Source organism: Enterobacter sp. MG-EB028, from assembly GCF_056673305.1.
In genome coordinates this window covers 420,474-439,936 of sequence record NZ_CP195079.1, presented here as the reverse complement: position 1 = coordinate 439,936, position 19,463 = coordinate 420,474, and the positions used below count along the sequence as shown (strand labels likewise).

Here is a 19,463-nt window from a genome sequence, read left to right as displayed (position 1 = left end):
CCCTACTCTTAACCGGCGAGACGCGCCAGTAAGGAACACCCTGATGAGGAAACCGCACTGATGCGAGCCTCACGCCCTTGCGCCTGGTAATCTAAGTGAATTTCGACATCCGGGTCAGGTAACACACCCGCACCTTGTTGCGGCCACTCCACCAGGCAGATGGCGTCGTTGGCAAAATAATCACGGATCCCCATAAATTCCAGCTCCTCAGGATCCGCAAGGCGATATAAATCAAAGTGGTACACCATAAGATTGTCGAGGGTGTACGGCTCGACCAGCGTGTAGGTTGGGCTTTTCACATTCCCGTTATGCCCTAACGCCTGCAAAAAACCCCGGCTGAAGGTGGTTTTACCCGCACCTAAATCACCATACAGATAAATGACGGTTGCCCCCTGACAGGCCTGCGCCACGCGCTTGCCGAGATCTAAAGTGGCTTGTTCATCAGGTAAAGGAATCGCTCGATTAGTCATTTTCTACGTCAATCACATCCGGGTTAACAACACGCCGCAGCGTGCAAAAGAGATCGGTGGCCAGCATACCGCGTGTACCCTCTCGCGCAGCAAGCCTGTCAGCTGCCGCGCCGTGGGCCACGCAGCCCGCACAGGCTGCATCATAAAGGGGAAGTTTCTGTCCAAGCAATGCGCCAATGATGCCTGAAAGCACATCGCCCATGCCGCCGCTCGCCATGCCCGCATTTCCGGCATCAATAATGCCCTGCGTCTCGTCACTGGCGACAACGGTTCCTGCCCCTTTCAAAACGGCAACACCTCCGTAACGTTTTACCAGACGCTGAGCAGAAAGTAAGCGATCGCTTTCAATTTCTGCCACGCTGCAGTTAAGCAGGCGCGCGGCTTCGCCGGGGTGTGGCGTCAGAATGCGATTGTGACGCTTATCCGGGTTTATTGCCAGAAGGTTAAGCGCGTCGGCATCCCACAGCATCGGTTTACGAAAATTTTCGACCTTTTGCAGGGCCTGTTTACCCCATGCCTGCTGTCCAAGACCGGGACCAATGACCACCACATCCGCCCATTCGAGGCTTTCTTCAAGCGTCTGGGGCGTAAGCTCATGGACCATCAGTTCCGGCCGAGCTGTAATGATTGGCGTAATGTTCTCGATGCGAGTGAGTACTCGCACTAATCCGGTACCGCTGCGCAGTGCCGCCTCACCGGCCATGCGAACCGCACCTGCCGTACCGCGATCGCCACCAATAATCACCAGCCTGCCGTGGTCGCCCTTATGGGACGTTGGGCGGCGCGGCGGAAGCCACTCTTTTAGCTGCGAGGCATCAAAGCGCGACAGGCGCGTTTCCTGCCCTGCGAGCCAGCTCTCCAGCCCCAGGGCGTTATGGTGCAATACGCCAACCACATCCCGGGCTTTTCCGGTTAACAAGCCCGGCTTCAGAGCGATAAAGGTCACGGTGTGCGCAGCCTGAATAACGGCGCCAGGCGTCGCGCCGGTCTGCGCGATCAGGCCCGACGGAATGTCCAGCGCCACTACCGGCGCGGAGTGCCCGTTAGCGTGTTCAATAAGCGCGGCGATGTTCTCGCGAGGCGCGCTGCGTAGCCCGGTCCCCAGCAGACCATCAACAATCAGATCAACATCTTCCGGCCAGACGATATCAGGGGCATGAATCACGCCGCCTGCATTCAGCCATGCCTCCCGCGCCGCGCCGGCCTCTTCCGGCAGGGGCTTATCACTTTCCAGCGCCAGCAAGGTAACGCGGATACCGGCCGCAACCGCGAGACGCGCAGCAACGTAGCCGTCGCCGCCGTTATTGCCGTGCCCACACAAAATCAGCCAGTGAGTGGATTGCGGGTACGCGCCGCGAGCAACGTTAAACGCCGCCTCCCCCGCGCGCTGCATCAGTTCATAAAGAGTAATGCCGAGGCTGTCTGCGGCCTCTTTTTCGGCGCACCGGAGGTCATCCGCATGCCAGATGGAATGTGGTATACTTGCGGGGTTTTTCTTCACCGTATGGTCCGTCATGTCACAGCCCCTCGATCTCAATGAATTAGCGCAAAAAATAAAACAGTGGGGTGCTGAGCTTGGCTTCCAGAAGGTAGGCATTACCGATACCGACCTCTCTGCCAGCGAGCCAAAACTGCAGGCCTGGCTGGACAAACAATACCACGGCGAAATGGAGTGGATGGCGCGTCACGGCATGATGCGTGCCCGTCCACATGAGCTTTTACCGGGTACATTGCGCGTCATCAGCGTGCGCATGAACTACCTGCCTGCCAACGCGGCCTTTGCGCGCACGCTAAAAAATCCCTCTTTGGGTTACGTCAGCCGGTACGCCCTGGGGCGTGATTACCATAAGCTACTGCGTAACCGTTTAAAAAAACTCGGGGAAACTATTCAGCAGCACTGTGTTTCGCTGAATTTTAGACCCTTTGTCGATTCCGCGCCTATTCTTGAGCGCCCGATCGCCGAAAAAGCCGGGCTTGGCTGGACAGGTAAGCACTCACTTATCCTTAGCCGCGACGCCGGATCGTTCTTCTTCCTCGGTGAACTGCTGATTGATTTACCCCTGCCGGTAGACGGCCCGGTAGAGGAAGGCTGTGGCCGCTGCGTGGCCTGCATGACCATCTGCCCGACTGGCGCCATCGTTGAGCCGTATACTGTTGATGCGCGCCGCTGCATTTCCTATCTCACCATCGAGCTCGAAGGAGCGATCCCGGAAGAATTTCGTCCACTTATCGGCAACCGCATCTACGGCTGCGACGACTGCCAGCTGATCTGCCCGTGGAACCGCTATTCGCAGCTGACGGATGAAGAAGACTTCAGTCCGCGCAAGGCGTTACATGCCCCGCCGCTGATCGAGCTGTTCGCCTGGACCGAAGCCTGGTTTCTGAAGGTGACGGAAGGTTCCGCCATTCGGCGTATCGGCCACCTGCGCTGGCTGCGAAACGTGGCCGTCGCGCTGGGCAATGCCCCGTGGGATGAAGCAAATATTCATGCGCTTGAAAGTCGTAGAGGTGAGCACCCACTTCTTGATGAACACATAGAATGGGCGATTGCGCAGCAAATCGAGAAGCGCAACGCCTGCGTGGTCGAGGTGCAGCTTCCTCAGAAACAGCGGCTGGTGAGGGTGATTGAAAAAGGGCTCACGCGGGATGCGTGATATATTCACAGCCTGTGAATAAAAATAAAAACTCAAGCGCCATCTGGACTTGAGAAGAGGTCAAGTGATCTCAATAACATTTTGAAATGAAATTTTATCCACTTAATACAGTGACTTGGGAAGATATTATTCACCCTGCTAACTTTCTGTACGGTTTGGGTAAAGCGCGAATTCTGTGGATAACTCTGTTTACAAGAGTATTTCAGATGCAATAGAAAACGTCCCCAGCGTGTCTTTTCGCTGTGGATATTTTAGAGATTAAGAAGAATTTGGAGCGGGAAACGAGACTCGAACTCGCGACCCCGACCTTGGCAAGGTCGTGCTCTACCAACTGAGCTATTCCCGCTTGGGTGGTCCGTGCTTTAGAAGCACTTTCAAATTTTGGAGCGGGAAACGAGACTCGAACTCGCGACCCCGACCTTGGCAAGGTCGTGCTCTACCAACTGAGCTATTCCCGCTTGGGCAGTCCGTGCTTGAGAAGCACTTTTCAAATTTTGGAGCGGGAAACGAGACTCGAACTCGCGACCCCGACCTTGGCAAGGTCGTGCTCTACCAACTGAGCTATTCCCGCAAATCTGTACTGCTTTTGTTGCTGTCGTAACGTGTAATTCTCTGTCGTTACGGGAGGCGCATTATACGAGAAATCCTTTTAGCTGCAACCCCCCTGAAAGTGATTTTTTCGAAATTCAGTTCAAATGCTTATTTAATCGGCAAGCTGAACAATTTAACGACAAAATCCCGGCCACGCAAGGCGCCGGATCTCAAAATCACAGCTTAATAAAGTTTTCGCGGTAGTACGCGAGTTCCGCCACAGACTCGCGGATATCGTCCATCGCCTGGTGCGTTCCTTGCTTTTTGAAGCCATCAAGGATTTCTGGTTTCCAGCGACGCGCCAGCTCTTTCAGGGTACTGACATCCAGATAGCGGTAGTGAAAGTAAGACTCCAGCTCCGGCATATACTTAAACAGGAAACGGCGATCCTGGCCGATGCTGTTCCCGCAGATCGGCGATTTACCCGCCGGCACCCACTGCTTCAGAAATTCGAGCGTCGCCAGTTCCGCCTCGCGGTCACCCAACGTGCTGGCCTTCACGCGCTCCACCAGCCCGCTTCCGGTATGGGTGCGCACGTTCCACTCGTCCATCAGCGCCAGCTGGTCGTCGGACTGATGCACCGCAATCGTTGGCCCTTCGGCCAGGATATTCAGGTTGGCATCGGTGACCAGGGTTGCAATCTCAATAATGCGATCGCGCTCGGGATCCAGCCCGGTCATTTCGAGATCGATCCAAATCAGGTTGTTTTCATCCGCGCTCATGTTATTTTCCACCCTTCTCGCATAACCGGCAGTAGCAGGTTAACTAGTATTAATTAGAGTGTATCATAGAGGTTTTGCCCCTTACGGGCGACCAGGAGCCAGTGCGATTGAGTAAAAATAAACTCTCCAAAGGGCAGCAGCGCCGTGTGAATGCCAATCACCAGCGCCGTCTTAAAACCACTTCGGAGAAGGTCGATTACGACGACAACCTGTTTGGCGAACCAACGGAAGGCGTAGTCATCAGCCGTTTCGGTATGCACGCTGACGTGGAATCCGCCGATGGTGAAATCCACCGCTGCAACATCCGCCGGACCATTCGTTCTCTGGTGACCGGTGACCGCGTCGTCTGGCGTCCGGGTAAAGAGGCGGCGGAAGGCGTTACGGTAAAAGGTATCGTTGAAGCGGTTCATGAACGTACGTCCGTGTTAACCCGTCCCGATTTTTACGATGGGGTGAAGCCGATTGCCGCCAACATTAACCAGATTGTTATCGTATCGGCGATTTTGCCTGAACTTTCGCTCAATATTATCGACCGATACCTCGTCGCGTGCGAAACGCTGCAGGTTGAACCTATTATCGTGCTGAACAAAATCGATCTGCTGGATGACGAAGGCATGGCTTTCGTTAATGAACAGATGGATATCTATCGCAAGATTGGCTATCGCGTCCTGATGGTCTCCAGCCATACCAAAGATGGCCTCAAACCGCTGGAAGAGGCGCTTACCGATCGCATCAGCATTTTTGCGGGCCAGTCCGGCGTAGGTAAATCGAGCCTGCTGAACAATCTGCTCGGCCTCCAGCAGGAGATCCTCACCAACGATGTGTCTGACGTCTCGGGTCTGGGCCAGCACACCACTACCGCCTCGCGTCTGTATCACTTCCCGCACGGCGGCGATGTCATCGACTCCCCGGGCGTGCGTGAATTCGGTTTATGGCATCTTGAGCCGGAACAAATCTTTAATGGATTTGTCGAATTCCATGATTATTTAGGCGCTTGCAAATACCGCGACTGTAAACACGATAACGATCCAGGCTGCGCTATCCGCGAAGCGGTTGAGAAAGGTGAGATTGCGGAGACCCGCTTCGACAATTACCACCGCATTCTTGAGAGCATGGATCAGGTAAAAACGCGTAAAAACTTTTCTGATTCTGACAACTGACAACTAAGCTAAGCATCGCTAAAATCGTCCCCTTTTTTCAGGTTCCGGCGGCTTACCGCCGGATCAGGAACGACAAAACAATGGCCTGGAGGCTACCTTGTTAAACGCATTTAAACTTTCGCTTCAATACATTCTGCCAAAACTGTGGCTCACTCGCCTGGCGGGCTGGGGCGCAAGCAAACGCGCGGGCTGGCTGACCAAACTGGTCATCGACCTTTTCGTGAAGTATTACAAGGTCGACATGAAAGAAGCGCAGAAGCCGGACACCGCCAGCTACCGCACGTTCAACGAGTTTTTCGTGCGCCCGCTACGCGACGAAGTGCGCCCGCTGAACACCGATCCTAACGTCCTGGTGATGCCAGCAGACGGGGTGATCAGCCAGCTGGGTAACATCGAAGACGACAAAATCCTGCAGGCGAAAGGCCATAACTACAGCCTGGAAGCGCTGCTGGCGGGCAATTACCTGATGGCGGATCTGTTCCGCAACGGCACCTTTGCCACCACCTATCTGTCACCGCGCGACTACCACCGCGTGCATATGCCGTGTAACGGTATCCTGCGTGAGATGATCTACGTGCCGGGCGATCTGTTCTCCGTAAACCACCTGACCGCGCAAAACGTACCGAACCTGTTTGCCCGTAACGAGCGCGTCATCTGCCTGTTCGATACTGAATTCGGCCCTATGGCGCAGATTCTGGTGGGCGCGACCATTGTCGGCAGTATTGAAACCGTCTGGGCTGGCACCATCACCCCTCCGCGTGATGGCGTAATCAAGCGCTGGACGTGGCCTGCCGGTGAAGAGGAAGGCTCTGTCGCCCTGCTGAAAGGTCAGGAGATGGGCCGCTTCAAGCTGGGTTCGACCGTCATCAACCTGTTTGCACCGGGTAAAGTGAAGCTGGCTGAACAGCTCGAAAGCCTGTCGGTCACTAAACTTGGCCAACCGCTGGCGGTCTCTACCGAAACCTTCGTGACGCCGGACGCAGAACCTGCTCCGCTGCCGCAAGAAGAGATTGACGCCGAGCACGACGCCAGCCCGCTGGTTGACGACAAAAAAGACGAAGGCTAACAACAGAAGGATCGCTGACGTGCGCCCGATTATCGTTTTACTGATGGCCTGGTGCCTCAGCATGGGGGCGTACGCAGCGACAGCCCCCGACGCCAAACAGATAACCCAGGAACTGGAGCAGGCGAAAGCGGCCAAACCCGCTCAGCCAGAGACCGTTGAGTCGCTCCAGTCCGCACTGAACGCGCTTGAAGAGCGGAAAGGCTCGCTTGAGCGCGCTCAGCAGTATCAGCAGGTTATCGACAACTTCCCTAAACTCTCGCAAACGCTGCGCGCGCAGCTCGCTAATCTGCGCGATGAGCCGCGCAATGTGCCGGAAGGCATGACCACCGACGCCCTGAATCAGGAAATCCTGCAGGTGAGCAGCCAGCTTCTGGAAAAGAGCCGCCAGGCTCAGCAGGAGCAGGAGCGGGCGCGTGAAATTGCCGACTCCCTCAGTCAGCTTCCGCAGCAGCAAACCGACGCCCGCCGCCAGCTTAACGACGTTGAGCGTCGCGTGGGGACGCAAAGCGGCAATACGCCGCAGGCTCAGGCGCAAAATCTGGGTCTGCAGGCGGAATCAGCTCGTCTGAAGGCCCTTGTGGATGAGCTGGAGCTGGCGCAGCTTTCCGCCAACAACCGCCAGGAGCTGGCGCGGATGCGCTCTGAACTCGCTCAGAAGCAGAGCGAGCAGCTGGATGCGTATCTTCAGGCCCTGCGTAATTTGCTTAACAGCCAGCGTCAGCGCGAAGCCGAGCGTGCGCTTGAAAGCACCGAGCTGCTGGCCGAAAACAGTGCCAATCTGCCAGAAGGTATCGTCGATCAGTTTAAGGTCAACCGCGAGCTTTCTGCCGCACTGAATCAGCAGGCGCAGCGTATGGATCTGGTTGCCTCCCAGCAGCGCCAGGCGACGAATCAAACCCTGCAGGTGCGCCAGGCGCTCAACACCCTGCGCGAGCAGTCCCAGTGGCTCGGGTCATCAAACCTGCTGGGCGAAGCGTTACGCGCCCAGGTCGCACGCCTGCCGGAAATGCCGAAGCCGCAGCAGCTGGATACCGAGATGGCCCAGCTGCGCGTGCAGCGACTGCACTTTGAAGATCTTCTCAATAAGCAGCCGCAAATTCGCCAGATCCGTCAGGCTGACGGACAACCCCTGACCAGCGAGCAAAACCGTATTCTGGAAGCCCAGCTGCGCACCCAGCGCGAGCTGCTGAACTCCCTGCTGCAGGGCGGGGATACGCTGATTCTGGAACTGACTAAGCTTAAGGTCTCTAACAGCCAGCTGGAAGACGCGCTGAAAGAGGTGAACGAGGCGACGCACCGTTATCTCTTCTGGACGTCCGACGTGCGTCCGATGACCTTCTCGTGGCCAATTGAGATCGTTCAGGATCTGCGCCGCCTGATTTCGCTGGACACCTTCAGTCAGCTCGGACAGGCCAGCGTGATGATGCTGACCAGTAAAGAGACGATAATCCCGCTGCTGGGCGCGTTGGTTCTGGTGGGCTTCAGCATTTACTCGCGCAGACATTTCACCCGCTTCCTGGAGCGTTCCAGCGCGCGGGTGGGGAAAGTCACTCAGGATCACTTCTGGCTGACGTTGCGCACCGTGTTCTGGTCGATTCTCGTCGCGTCTCCGCTGCCGGTGCTGTGGATGACGCTTGGCTACGGCCTGCGGGAAGCCTGGCCCTATCCGCTCGCGGTCGCCATTGGCGATGGCGTCACCGCTACGGTGCCGCTGCTGTGGGTGGTGATGATTTGCGCCACGTTCGCACGGCCGAATGGCCTGTTCATTGCCCACTTTGGCTGGCCGCGTAACCGCGTGGCGCGCGCCATGCGCTACTACCTGATGAGCATCGGGCTGATTGTGCCGCTGATTATGGCGCTGATCATGTTTGATAATCTCAACGACCGGGAATTTTCAGGCTCGCTGGGCCGCCTCTGCTTTATGCTGATCTGCGGCGCGCTGGCCATCGTGACGCTCAGCCTGAAACGCGCGGGGATACCGCTCTATCTGGATAAATCTGGCAGCGGCGAAAACATGTTCAACCGGCTGCTCTGGAACCTCCTGCTGAGCGCCCCTTTGATTGCGATGCTGGCAGCCGCGGTAGGTTACCTGGCAACCTCGCAGGCACTTCTGGCGCGACTGGAAACGTCGGTGGCGATCTGGTTCCTGCTGCTGGTGGTGTATCACGTGATCCGTCGCGGGATGCTGATCCAGCGCCGTCGTCTGGCCTTCGACCGCGCCAAGCATCGCCGGGCGGAGATCCTCGCTCAGCGTGCCCGGGGTGAGGAAGAGCCAACCCATGTCAACAGCACGGAAGGCACGATGGATGCCGACGAGGTCGAACTGGATCTGGATGCAATCAGTACCCAGTCTCTGCGCCTGGTGCGCTCCCTCCTGATGCTGATTGCCCTTCTGTCGGTGATTTTCCTGTGGTCAGAAATTCATTCCGCGTTTGGCTTCCTGGAGAATATCTCTCTGTGGGACGTGACGTCCACGGTGCAGGGCGTTGAAAGCCTGGAGCCGATCACCTTAGGCGCGGTGCTGATTGCCATTCTGGTGCTGATCATCACCACCCAACTGGTGCGTAACTTCCCGGCACTGCTGGAGCTGGCGCTGCTGCAGCATCTGGATTTAACCCCCGGCACGGGATACGCCATTACGACCATTACGAAATACCTGATACTGCTGTTTGGCGGGATGGTTGGTTTCTCAATGATTGGTATTGAGTGGTCTAAACTGCAATGGCTGGTAGCCGCGCTGACGTTTGGCCTTGGCTTTGGCATGCAGGAGATTTTCGCTAACTTTGTGTCCGGCCTGATCATCCTGTTTGAAAAGCCGATTCGTATTGGCGATACGGTGACGATCCGCGATCTGACCGGGAGCGTAACGAAGATCAACACCCGTGCCACCACGATCAGCGACTGGGACCGTAAAGAGATCATCGTGCCGAACAAGGCGTTTATTACCGAGCAGTTTATCAACTGGTCGCTGTCGGACTCCGTTACGCGCGTGGTTCTGACGGTACCGGCGCCGTCGGATGCCAACAGCGAAGAGGTCACGCTGATCCTCTACACCGCCGCCGAACGCTGTACGCTGGTGCTCGATAATCCCGTACCGGAAGTGTTCCTGGTCGATTTACAGCAGGGGATCCAGATTTTCGAACTGCGTATTTACGCTGCCGAAATGGGGCACCGTATGCCGCTGCGCCATGAGATCCACCAGCTGATTCTGGCGGGCTTCCGCGAGCACGGTATTGATATGCCGTTCCCACCGTTCCAGATGCGTCTGGAAAGTATGGACGGACGCAAGATGGGTAAAACGCTCACGTCGGCAGCAAGATCGCGCCCGGCGGGCAGCTTGTAATCTTTCTCCCCTCCCTTTCGGGAGGGGCATTTTACCGCTACGCCACTTCCGCGACGTACGCCATTGAACGCCGACGGTAATTCTCATAAATTCCCATCGCCAGCAGCGAGAAGAAGATCGGCCCACCGACCATCCACAGCGCGCTGTTCCAGTCGTTTGCCTCAACCACGGGCTGAATAACGGTAAAGATGTTGGCAAACGCCACGACCAGCACCACCACCGTTGTTGCCAGCAGCGTTGCCGCGCGGGTTTTGAAGATCACAAACGGACGCTCAAGGTCCCGCTTCGCCTTAAAGAACGGGAACGCCAGGGTGAGGAACAGGTACGGCAGCGTCATCGACACGTTCGCCATCAGGGTCAGCTTGTTATAGAACGCAGACGCGGTATCACCGCCAAATGACACCAGCAGAATGAACACGCACACCAGCAGACACTGCATCCACATGGCGTTGGCAGGCATTCCTGCGGTATTCAGCTGCGTCATGCGTGCCGGCCACAGCGCTTTTGGCGTGCCCTGAATGATCGCTTTCAGCGGCGAGTAGATCAGCGTAAAGAACGCGCCTGTATAGGCAAGGAACATCGACAGGCCGGTAATGCGCGCAAACCATATCCCCATGGTGGCCGATGCTTCCGGCGTCAGGTGCATGGCGTTACCCAACGTCATCCCCAGGCTTTTCATCAGCACGTAGGTGATGTTCCCGAGGTTAGTGGTGTCGTTACTCAACACCTGCTGCCAGCTGGTACTGACGCCCCAGAGGAAAATCGCCAGCGAGTAGCCGATGGAGATGACGATGGCGGCAAAAATAATCCCTTTGGCGAAATTCTTTTCCGGGTTCTCGGTCTTATCGACCAGCCCGCCTACCGCTTCAATACCGCCGTAGGCAAAAATGGCAAACACCACGAAGGAGAGCATGGCCAGCCCTGACTGGTAGCCCGGATTAGGCGATGATACGAAGTTCACCTCCTGCGCGAAGTGCCCGCCGTTCAGGTACAGAATGGCGATACTCGCCAGCAGCAGCACCAGGTTCAGGCACATCACGGAAATACCGCCAACGGCGGTGATACGGGCAATTTTGTTGATGCCTTTTGCCGCTACCAGCGTGACCACCACCATCCAGCACACCGCCAGAATACCGACCACCTGCGTGGAGCTTAGCCCCGCCAGAGACCATATCTGCGTTTTATCCGCCCCGAAAAGAAACGTTGAGAACGGCACCCAGACTTTGGCCGCCGTGCTGACCATCCAGACGACGTAGGAGGAGAACCACATAAACGTGCCGATAAATGCGTAACGCGGACCGATGCTGTTGTTCATCCATGAATAGATACCGCCCTCTTCTTTCCGGTAAGCCGAGCCCATCTCCGCCATCATCAGCGCAAACGGGATAAAGAAGAACAGAGCAGAAACGATATAAAACGGCGTCGCGCTGTAGCCCATCAGATAGAAAGCCGACGGGCTATTGGCAAAGCCAAAGACTGACGTAAAAATCATCAGGATGAGCCCGGTGAGGGTCATCTTTTTGAGTGAGTGGGACATATAACCATCCGAAGAGGAATTAAACTGCGCGGATGGTAGCAGATGACCAGACTAATATTGTGGCTATACGAGGCAATTTAAGAAAAAGACCTGTGTACAGAGAAAATGGCAGTTTTTAATGTTGCCGTGCGGAAATGGAAAGGAATATTGCCACAGGTAATGTATGCCGGGTAAGCGCTGCGCCACCCGGCATTTTTTCAGGCGCGATCGACCGTAAAGGCAATCACATCGCCGAGATGCTCGGCGTCCAGCGCCAGCATGACCAGACGGTCAACCCCCAGCGCCACGCCGGAGCAATCCGGCAGGCCCGCTTTTAAGGCTTCCAGCAGGTTAGTATCAATCGGCTGCTGCGGCAGACTGCGCGCGGCGCGCTTGCGGTTATCCTGCTCGAAACGCTGCTGCTGTTCGCGCGCGTCGGTCAGCTCGTGGAAGCCGTTCGCCAGCTCGATGCCTTTGTAATAGACCTCAAAACGCTCTGCCACGCGGTGATCTTCGGTGCTGATCTGCGCCAGAGACGCCTGGCTTGCGGGGAAGTGATAGACAAACGTCGGACGTTCTTTACCAATCTGCGGTTCCACGCCGAAGGTGAACAGCAGCTGCAGCAGCGTGTCGCGATCCTCCTCGGTATCCGCCACGTTGCTCAGATCCAGTTTTGCCGCCACTTCACGCAGCTGAGCTTTGTCCGCCGACAGCGGATCGATTTCCAGATGGCGCTGGAAGGCCTGTTGATAGGAGAGCGTTTCGGCTTCTGAACAGTCCAGCACCTGCTGCAGCAGATCGTCCACCTCGTTCATCAGGCGGTACATATCATAATGCGGGCGGTACCACTCCAGCATGGTGAATTCCGGGTTATGGTGACGCCCCATCTCTTCATTACGGAAGCTGCGGCACAGCTGATACACCGGACCACACCCCGCCGCCAGCAGGCGCTTCATGTGATATTCCGGGCTGGTCATCAGATACAGATTCATGCCCTGAGAGTGGCCAGGGCCAACAAAACGGGTTTCAAACGGGACCAGATGAATATCCGTTACCGTTGCCTGACTCATGCACGGGGTTTCCACCTCCAGGACGCCGCGGTCGGCAAAGAAACGGCGGATCTCCGTCATAATTGCGGCGCGTTTTAACAGATTTGGGATGGATGCGCTCGGCTGCCAGGTGGCCGTTTCGCTCATGAGTTTTTCTCCGATTTCAGACAAGGGCACGAAGTCTACTCGTTAGCAGGGACAGAGACAAATTTTGCGCAGTAAAAAAGCGCATTTCATTTAAGTGGATTATTTCGTGACGCAATTCATCAATCACAATGATAAATCACCGCACAGAACAGCAAAAAAATCGAACACGTCAAATTTCCCTGACGTCTACACGGTTATACTCTTTTACCCATAAAGGAGCAGTGGAAACGCTTTCGCAATCGTCCGCGTGGACGGGTGAACTACCTTTAGTTTGTCGCGTTGCGAAATAACAAAAATCTGGAGGAATGTCGTGCAAACTTTTCAAGCCGATCTTGCCGTAATAGGCGCTGGCGGGGCTGGATTACGTGCTGCGATTGCTGCAGCACAAGCTAATCCTGACGCTAAAATCGCATTGATTTCAAAAGTCTATCCAATGCGCAGCCACACGGTGGCAGCAGAAGGAGGGTCCGCCGCCGTTGCGCAGGATCATGACAGCTTCGAATACCATTTCCACGACACGGTTGCAGGGGGCGACTGGCTTTGCGAACAGGATGTCGTTGACTACTTCGTGCACCATTGTCCAACTGAAATGACCCAGCTTGAACAGTGGGGATGTCCGTGGAGCCGCCGTCCGGACGGCAGCGTCAACGTTCGTCGCTTCGGGGGGATGAAAATCGAACGTACCTGGTTCGCCGCCGATAAGACCGGCTTCCACATGCTGCACACCTTGTTCCAGACCTCTCTTCAGTTCCCACAAATCCAGCGCTTTGATGAACATTTCGTCCTCGACATTCTGGTCGATGACGGTCATGCACGTGGCCTGGTGGCGATGAACATGATGGAAGGCACCCTCGTCCAGATCCGTGCCAATGCGGTGGTGATGGCAACGGGCGGTGCGGGACGCGTCTATCGCTACAACACCAACGGCGGCATCGTCACCGGTGACGGCATGGGCATGGCGCTGAGCCACGGCGTGCCGCTGCGCGATATGGAGTTTGTACAGTATCACCCAACCGGTCTGCCGGGCTCGGGCATTCTGATGACGGAAGGCTGCCGCGGCGAAGGCGGTATCCTGGTCAACAAAAACGGCTACCGCTATCTGCAGGATTACGGCATGGGCCCGGAAACCCCTCTCGGCGAGCCGAAGAACAAATACATGGAACTCGGCCCGCGCGACAAAGTCTCTCAGGCCTTCTGGCACGAGTGGCGCAAGGGCAACACCATCTCCACGCCGCGCGGCGACGTGGTCTATCTCGATCTGCGTCACCTGGGCGAGAAGAAACTGCTGGAGCGTCTGCCGTTCATCTGCGAACTGGCGAAAGCTTACGTCGGCGTCGATCCGGTGAAAGAGCCGATTCCGGTACGCCCAACCGCGCACTACACCATGGGCGGGATTGAAACCGACCAACAGTGTGAAACCCGCATTAAAGGGCTGTTCGCCGTAGGCGAGTGTTCCTCCGTCGGCCTGCACGGCGCCAACCGCCTGGGCTCTAACTCGCTGGCAGAGCTGGTCGTCTTTGGCCGCATGGCGGGCGAGCGTGCGATGGAGCGTGCGGCGACCGCAGGCGAAGCAAACGGCGCAGCGCTGGATGCGCAGGTCACAGACGTTGAAAAACGCCTGAAGGATCTGGTGAACCAGGAAGGTAACGAGAACTGGTCGAAGATCCGCGACGAGATGGGCCTGTCGATGGAAGAAGGCTGCGGTATCTACCGTACGCCGGAACTGATGCAGAAAACCGTCGACAAGCTGGCGGAACTGCAGGAGCGCTTCAAGCGCGTGCGCATCACCGACACCTCCAGCGTCTTCAATACCGACCTGCTCTATACCATTGAGCTGGGCCACGGCCTGAACGTCGCAGAATGTATGGCGCACTCTGCGCTGGCGCGTAAAGAGTCTCGCGGCGCACACCAGCGTCTGGACGAAGGCTGTACCGAACGTGACGACGTCAATTTCCTGAAACACACTCTCGCCTGGCGCGATGCGGATGGCACCACGCGTCTGGATTACAGCGACGTGAAAATCACCACGCTGCCACCGGCTAAACGCGTGTACGGCGCAGAAGCAGAAGCCGCCGAGAAGAAGGAGAAGGCGAATGGCTGAGATGCAAAAACTGAAAGTTGAAGTGGTGCGCTACAACCCGGAAGTGGATACCGCCCCCCACAGCGCTTTCTATGAAGTGCCCTATGACGAGCAAACCTCCCTGCTGGATGCGCTCGGCTATATCAAAGACAACCTGGCGCCGGACCTGAGCTACCGCTGGTCCTGCCGCATGGCGATCTGTGGCTCCTGCGGCATGATGGTCAACAAGGTACCGAAGCTGGCGTGTAAAACCTTCCTGCGCGATTACACTAAGGGCATCAAGGTTGAAGCGCTGGGCAACTTCCCGATCGAGCGCGATCTGGTGGTCGATATGACCCACTTTATCGAAAGTCTGGAAGCGATTAAGCCGTACATCATCGGCAACCCACGCACGCCGGACCAGGGTCCGAACACCCAGACGCCGGCGCAGATGGCGAAATACCATCAGTTCTCTGGCTGCATCAACTGCGGCCTGTGCTACGCCGCCTGTCCACAGTTTGGCCTGAACCCGGAGTTCATCGGCCCGGCCGCCATTACCCTGGCGCACCGCTATAACGAAGACAGCCGCGACCACGGTAAAAAAGAACGTATGGCGCAGCTTAACGGTCAGAACGGCGTCTGGACCTGTACCTTTGTGGGCTACTGCTCCGAAGTCTGTCCAAAGCACGTCGACCCGGCCGCCGCCATTCAACAGGGTAAAGTGGAAAGCTCGAAAGACTTTCTTATCGCTACCCTGAAACCACGCTAAGGAGTGCATAATGACGACTAAACGCAAAGCCTACGTGCGGCCAGTGCCGTCCACCTGGTGGAAAAACCTGCCGTTTTATCGCTTCTATATGCTGCGTGAAGGCACGGCGGTACCGGCGGTCTGGTTCAGCCTTGAGCTGATGTACGGCGTTTTCGCCCTCAAACACGGGCCGGAAACCTGGGCCAGCTTTGTGGGGTTCCTGCAAAACCCAATCATCGTAGTTCTGAACCTGATCGCGCTCGCGGCGGCGCTGCTTCATACCAAAACCTGGTTTGAACTGGCGCCAAAAGCGGCGAATATCATCATAAAAGACGAAAAAATGGGGCCGGAGCCAGTCATTAAAGGGCTGTGGGCAGTGACGATCCTGGTCACTGTGGTCGTTCTGTTTGTCGCACTGTTCTGGTAAGGAGACTACTGTGATCAATCCAAATCCAAAACGTTCAGACGAGCCGGTCTTCTGGGGCCTGTTTGGCGCAGGCGGCATGTGGAGTGCCATCATCGCCCCGGTTATCATCCTGCTGGTCGGCATTATGCTGCCGCTGGGGCTGTTCCCGGGCGATGCGCTGAGCTACGAGCGCGTGCTGGCGTTTGCGAGCAGCTTTATCGGCCGCGTGTTCATCTTTCTGATGATCGTCCTGCCATTGTGGTGCGGTCTGCACCGTATTCACCATGCGATGCATGACCTGAAAATCCATGTGCCGAGCGGTAAATGGGTATTCTACGGGCTGGCAACCATCCTGACCGTGGTGACGCTGATTGCGGTTGTCACTATCTGACGCTTCTGGCCCGCCATCAGGCGGGCCTTTTATTTCTTCATCTTTCCCACCAGCCACTGGGCAAATTCACGCATTGCGGACGTTTCAGCCCGCGACTGCAGTCTCGTTAACCAGTAACTGCCCAGATCAATTTGCGTTGTAAACGGCTGCACAATACGCTCGCTGTTCAGCAAATGGGTAAACATATCGACAGGCGCAATGGCAATGCCCATACCTGCCTGCGCGGCTTCCAGCATGGTGACAGACGAATCAAATACCATCACCCGGTGCGTTGGCGAGGGAGGATGCTCGCCTGCCGCCTGCATCCATGCCGACCATTCGTCGCGTCGGTAAGAGCGCAGCAGGGTAAACTTCAGGATGTCGGTCGGAGAGTGGAGCACGGCGGCGATTCCGGGCGAGCAAAGCGGCGCCAGCGGTGCGGGGCACAGGAAGTGCGCCTCGGTGCCGTGCCACGCTCCACCGCCGTAGCGGATCGTATAATCAAGCCCTTCAGCCGCCGGATCGACGCGGTTGTTATGGGTGGAAAGATGGAGATCGATATGCGGATAACAGCGGCGAAAGTCTGCGAGCTGAGAGAATAAAACACCCGTAGCAAAAGTCCCAACCACGCCGATTTTTAGCTTCTCCTGGGCGCGCTGGCTGGCAAAGCGATCCAGCATTCCGGCGATACGATCGAATGAATCATTCAGCACCGGCAGCAGATTTTCCCCCTCCGTGGTCAGCATCAGGCCGCGCGAAACGCGGACAAACAGCTGACAATTCAGATGCTGTTCCAGCGCCTTAACGTGCTGACTGATGGCTGAATGGGTGACATTCAGCTCTATCGCGGCATGCGTAAAACTGAGATGCCGGGCGGCCGCTTCGAAGGCGCGAAGCGAATTAAGCGGGAGATAGCTGCGGGTCATCGTTCCATCCGTTAGAAAAATTAACAGCTCATGCTAAATTTAACCGTTTGTCAGCCATAGTCAAATCCAACAGACTACAGCGGTCTGTCGGGCCCGGACACTCCCTTGACCTGCTATTACGGAAGATAAATGATGATGACAAAATCCCTTTGCTGCGCCCTGCTGCTCAGCACCTCCTGCTCGGTATTAGCTGCCCCGATGTCAGAAAAACAGCTGGCTGACGTGGTGGAACGTACCGTTACGCCGCTGATGAAAGCGCAGGCCATTCCTGGCATGGCGGTGGCCGTGATTTATCAGGGCCAGCCACGCTACTTTACCTTCGGAAAAGCCGACATCGCGGCGAACAAGCCCGTCACCCCGCAAACCCTGTTTGAGCTGGGCTCTATAAGTAAAACCTTCACCGGCGTGCTGGGAGGCGATGCCATTGCCCGCGGCGAAATATCGCTGGGCGATCCGGTAACCAAATATTGGCCTGAACTGACAGGCAAGCAGTGGCAGGGAATTCGCATGCTGGATCTGGCAACCTATACAGCAGGAGGTCTGCCGTTACAGGTACCGGATGAGGTCACGGATAACGCCTCCCTGCTGCGCTTCTATCAAAACTGGCAGCCGCAGTGGAAGCCGGGCACCACGCGTCTTTATGCTAATGCCAGCATCGGTTTGTTTGGCGCGCTGGCGACCAAACCTTCCGGCATGGGCTATGAGCAGGCCATGACGACGCGGGTCTTTAAGCCGCTCAAGCTCGACCATACCTGGATTAATGTTCCGAAAGCGGAGGAGGCGCATTACGCCTGGGGATATCGTGACGGTAAAGCGGTCCACGTTTCACCGGGCATGCTGGACGCAGAGGCGTATGGCGTGAAAACCAACGTGCAGGATATGGCAAGCTGGGTGATGGCCAACATGGCCCCTGACGCGCTGCAGGATACATCCCTGAAGCAAGGCATTACGCTGGCGCAGTCCCGCTACTGGCGCGTGGGTGCTATGTATCAGGGGCTGGGCTGGGAGATGCTCAACTGGCCGGTCGATGTAAAAACCGTTGTCGGAGGCAGCGATAACAAGGTTGCCCTGGCACCGTTGCCCGCGAGAGAAGTGAATCCTCCGGCGCCTCCGGTAAAAGCCTCATGGGTGCATAAAACCGGCTCAACCGGCGGGTTTGGCAGCTACGTGGCATTTATTCCTGAAAAGCAGCTCGGCATTGTGATGCTGGCAAATAAAAGCTATCCGAACCCGGCGCGAGTTGAGGCGGCATACCGTATTCTTGACGCGATGCAGTAAAACATTGCCGGGTAGCGCTAATGCTTACCCGGCGAAACATCCGGCACATTGCTCCGCTTTTTTCCTGCTGTCATCTACACTTAACAAAAAACAGTAAGGAAACTCCTATGCGCATTCTGCCTGTTATCGCCGCGGTGACGGCCGCGTTTTTAGTTGTTGCCTGCAGTTCCCCTACCCCACCGCCTGGCGTCACCGTCGTCACGCCTTTTGATGCACAACGCTTCCTCGGAACATGGTACGAAATCGCACGCCTCGATCACCGGTTTGAGCAAGGCCTGGAGAAGGTCACGGCACATTACAGCCTGATGGATGATGGCGGTATTCAGGTAATCAACCGGGGTTATAATCCCGATCGAGAGATGTGGCAGCAGTCGGTTGGGAAAGCCTACTTCACTGGCGACCCGCGACGGGCCGCGCTCAAAGTCTCTTTCTTCGGCCCGTTTTATGGCGGCTATAACGTAATAGCGCTCGACAGAGAGTACCGTCACGCGCTGGTCTGCGGGCCGGATCGCGACTATCTGTGGATACTTTCCCGCACGCCAACTATTTCGTCAGAAATGAAACAGCAGATGCTGGACGTCGCGACCCGGCAGGGGTTTGATGTATCGAAACTCATCTGGGTAAAACAGCCCCATTAATGGGTGCTGAGCTTCAGTCCAATGATACCGGCCACAATCAGAGCGAGGCTGGCAATGCGCGCCAGGCTCGCTGACTCACCCAGCAGCAAAATCCCGGTAATCGCCGCGCCTACGGCACCGATCCCCGTCCAGACGGCGTAGGCCGTTCCCACCGGCAGGGAACGCATCGCCCACGAGAGCAGAACAATACTCACGATCATCGCAGTAACGGTAATGACGCTGGGCGTCAGGCGGGTAAATCCGTGCGTGTACTTGAGACCAATCGCCCACACCACTTCGAGCAGGCCAGCAATCAAAAGAATAATCCAGGACATATCAGG

Annotated in this window: 17 protein-coding genes and 3 tRNA genes; 10 read left to right on the top strand and 10 right to left on the bottom strand. The window is 56.6% G+C overall.

Going from position 1 to position 19,463, the window contains the following annotated elements:
* Positions 1-8 precede the first annotated feature (8 nt).
* Positions 9-470 (bottom strand): tRNA (adenosine(37)-N6)-threonylcarbamoyltransferase complex ATPase subunit type 1 TsaE, encoded by a 462-nt coding sequence (tsaE, locus tag ACR42C_RS02010; protein WP_028015250.1) that lies wholly within the window; start codon positions 468-470, stop codon positions 9-11.
* On the bottom strand, positions 463-1,986 hold the full coding sequence (nnr, locus tag ACR42C_RS02005; RefSeq protein ID WP_479984685.1) for a bifunctional ADP-dependent NAD(P)H-hydrate dehydratase/NAD(P)H-hydrate epimerase: 1,524 nt from the start codon (positions 1,984-1,986) through the stop codon (positions 463-465). Before nnr ends, tsaE begins: the two co-directional genes overlap by 8 nt.
* Between nnr and queG the strand changes: the two genes are divergently transcribed.
* Positions 1,985-3,124, top strand: coding sequence for a tRNA epoxyqueuosine(34) reductase QueG (gene queG / locus ACR42C_RS02000; RefSeq protein WP_479984684.1), 1,140 nt, complete (start codon positions 1,985-1,987; stop codon positions 3,122-3,124). The genes nnr and queG overlap by 2 nt on opposite strands.
* Before the next feature lie 270 nt (positions 3,125-3,394).
* On the opposite strand, the gene ACR42C_RS01995 is transcribed toward queG, so the two are convergent.
* The 4 genes from ACR42C_RS01995 to orn form a co-directional block, all read right to left on the bottom strand.
* Positions 3,395-3,470: transfer RNA gene (locus ACR42C_RS01995), tRNA-Gly, on the bottom strand.
* Between the two features lie 36 nt (positions 3,471-3,506).
* A tRNA-Gly gene (locus tag ACR42C_RS01990) sits at positions 3,507-3,582 on the bottom strand.
* A 37-nt stretch (positions 3,583-3,619) separates the two neighbouring features.
* A tRNA-Gly gene (locus tag ACR42C_RS01985) sits at positions 3,620-3,695 on the bottom strand.
* Positions 3,696-3,891: 196 nt separating this feature from the next.
* Positions 3,892-4,437: an oligoribonuclease gene (gene orn / locus ACR42C_RS01980; RefSeq protein ID WP_028015247.1), complete on the bottom strand. Its 546-nt coding sequence runs from the start codon at positions 4,435-4,437 to the stop codon at positions 3,892-3,894.
* A 107-nt stretch (positions 4,438-4,544) separates the two neighbouring features.
* Between orn and rsgA the strand changes: the two genes are divergently transcribed.
* From rsgA to mscM, 3 genes are all read left to right on the top strand, one after another.
* Positions 4,545-5,597: a small ribosomal subunit biogenesis GTPase RsgA gene (gene rsgA, locus ACR42C_RS01975; RefSeq protein ID WP_204320753.1), complete on the top strand. Its 1,053-nt coding sequence runs from the start codon at positions 4,545-4,547 to the stop codon at positions 5,595-5,597.
* A gap of 97 nt (positions 5,598-5,694) precedes the next feature.
* Positions 5,695-6,663 (top strand): archaetidylserine decarboxylase, encoded by a 969-nt coding sequence (gene asd, locus ACR42C_RS01970; protein WP_479984683.1) that lies wholly within the window; start codon positions 5,695-5,697, stop codon positions 6,661-6,663.
* A gap of 19 nt (positions 6,664-6,682) precedes the next feature.
* On the top strand, positions 6,683-10,006 hold the full coding sequence (gene mscM / locus ACR42C_RS01965) for a miniconductance mechanosensitive channel MscM (RefSeq protein WP_479984682.1): 3,324 nt from the start codon (positions 6,683-6,685) through the stop codon (positions 10,004-10,006).
* Positions 10,007-10,043: 37 nt separating this feature from the next.
* Here the strand turns inward: mscM and yjeM are convergent, their stop codons facing one another.
* Entirely contained in the window at positions 10,044-11,543 is a 1,500-nt protein-coding gene (yjeM, locus tag ACR42C_RS01960; RefSeq protein ID WP_316379818.1) for a glutamate/gamma-aminobutyrate family transporter YjeM, read from the bottom strand.
* A 197-nt stretch (positions 11,544-11,740) separates the two neighbouring features.
* Entirely contained in the window at positions 11,741-12,718 is a 978-nt protein-coding gene (epmA, locus tag ACR42C_RS01955) for an elongation factor P--(R)-beta-lysine ligase (protein ID WP_479984681.1), read from the bottom strand.
* Positions 12,719-13,028: 310 nt separating this feature from the next.
* Between epmA and frdA the strand changes: the two genes are divergently transcribed.
* Genes frdA through frdD form a run of 4 tightly spaced genes read left to right on the top strand, consistent with a single transcriptional unit; the run spans position 13,029 to position 16,322 of the window.
* Positions 13,029-14,819: a fumarate reductase (quinol) flavoprotein subunit gene (gene frdA / locus ACR42C_RS01950; protein ID WP_116344014.1), complete on the top strand. Its 1,791-nt coding sequence runs from the start codon at positions 13,029-13,031 to the stop codon at positions 14,817-14,819.
* A complete protein-coding gene (locus ACR42C_RS01945) occupies positions 14,812-15,546 on the top strand; it encodes a succinate dehydrogenase/fumarate reductase iron-sulfur subunit (protein WP_041911494.1) in 735 nt (244 codons plus the stop codon). The genes frdA and ACR42C_RS01945 overlap by 8 nt, the downstream gene beginning before the upstream one ends.
* A gap of 10 nt (positions 15,547-15,556) precedes the next feature.
* Positions 15,557-15,952: a fumarate reductase subunit FrdC gene (gene frdC / locus ACR42C_RS01940; RefSeq protein WP_116344015.1), complete on the top strand. Its 396-nt coding sequence runs from the start codon at positions 15,557-15,559 to the stop codon at positions 15,950-15,952.
* A gap of 10 nt (positions 15,953-15,962) precedes the next feature.
* Positions 15,963-16,322, top strand: coding sequence for a fumarate reductase subunit FrdD (frdD, locus tag ACR42C_RS01935; RefSeq protein ID WP_000609653.1), 360 nt, complete (start codon positions 15,963-15,965; stop codon positions 16,320-16,322).
* Between the two features lie 29 nt (positions 16,323-16,351).
* On the opposite strand, the gene ampR is transcribed toward frdD, so the two are convergent.
* Entirely contained in the window at positions 16,352-17,227 is an 876-nt protein-coding gene (gene ampR / locus ACR42C_RS01930) for a LysR family transcriptional regulator AmpR (RefSeq protein ID WP_479984680.1), read from the bottom strand.
* Positions 17,228-17,359: 132 nt separating this feature from the next.
* Here ampR and blaACT point away from each other — a divergent pair, with 132 nt between their 5' ends.
* Together blaACT and ACR42C_RS01920 are read left to right on the top strand one after the other, a co-directional pair.
* Complete coding sequence (gene blaACT, locus ACR42C_RS01925; RefSeq protein WP_479985176.1) at positions 17,360-18,505, top strand: ACT family cephalosporin-hydrolyzing class C beta-lactamase; 1,146 nt, start codon at positions 17,360-17,362, stop codon at positions 18,503-18,505.
* Between the two features lie 107 nt (positions 18,506-18,612).
* A complete protein-coding gene (locus ACR42C_RS01920) occupies positions 18,613-19,143 on the top strand; it encodes a lipocalin family protein (RefSeq protein ID WP_116344017.1) in 531 nt (176 codons plus the stop codon).
* On the opposite strand, the gene sugE is transcribed toward ACR42C_RS01920, so the two are convergent.
* Positions 19,140-19,457: a quaternary ammonium compound efflux SMR transporter SugE gene (gene sugE / locus ACR42C_RS01915; protein WP_061099494.1), complete on the bottom strand. Its 318-nt coding sequence runs from the start codon at positions 19,455-19,457 to the stop codon at positions 19,140-19,142. The genes ACR42C_RS01920 and sugE overlap by 4 nt on opposite strands.
* Between the last annotated feature and the right edge of the window lie 6 nt (positions 19,458-19,463).

Coding starts and splice junctions, on each gene's coding strand:
- tsaE (WP_028015250.1), bottom strand. CDS start 470: ATGACTAATCGAGCGATTCCTTTACCTGATGAACAAGCCACTTTAGAT.
- queG (WP_479984684.1), top strand. CDS start 1,985: ATGTCACAGCCCCTCGATCTCAATGAATTAGCGCAAAAAATAAAACAG.
- nnr (WP_479984685.1), bottom strand. CDS start 1,986: ATGACGGACCATACGGTGAAGAAAAACCCCGCAAGTATACCACATTCC.
- orn (WP_028015247.1), bottom strand. CDS start 4,437: ATGAGCGCGGATGAAAACAACCTGATTTGGATCGATCTCGAAATGACC.
- yjeM (WP_316379818.1), bottom strand. CDS start 11,543: ATGTCCCACTCACTCAAAAAGATGACCCTCACCGGGCTCATCCTGATG.
- epmA (WP_479984681.1), bottom strand. CDS start 12,718: ATGAGCGAAACGGCCACCTGGCAGCCGAGCGCATCCATCCCAAATCTG.
- ACR42C_RS01945 (WP_041911494.1), top strand. CDS start 14,812: ATGGCTGAGATGCAAAAACTGAAAGTTGAAGTGGTGCGCTACAACCCG.
- frdC (WP_116344015.1), top strand. CDS start 15,557: ATGACGACTAAACGCAAAGCCTACGTGCGGCCAGTGCCGTCCACCTGG.
- ampR (WP_479984680.1), bottom strand. CDS start 17,227: ATGACCCGCAGCTATCTCCCGCTTAATTCGCTTCGCGCCTTCGAAGCG.
- blaACT (WP_479985176.1), top strand. CDS start 17,360: ATGATGACAAAATCCCTTTGCTGCGCCCTGCTGCTCAGCACCTCCTGC.
- ACR42C_RS01920 (WP_116344017.1), top strand. CDS start 18,613: ATGCGCATTCTGCCTGTTATCGCCGCGGTGACGGCCGCGTTTTTAGTT.
- sugE (WP_061099494.1), bottom strand. CDS start 19,457: ATGTCCTGGATTATTCTTTTGATTGCTGGCCTGCTCGAAGTGGTGTGG.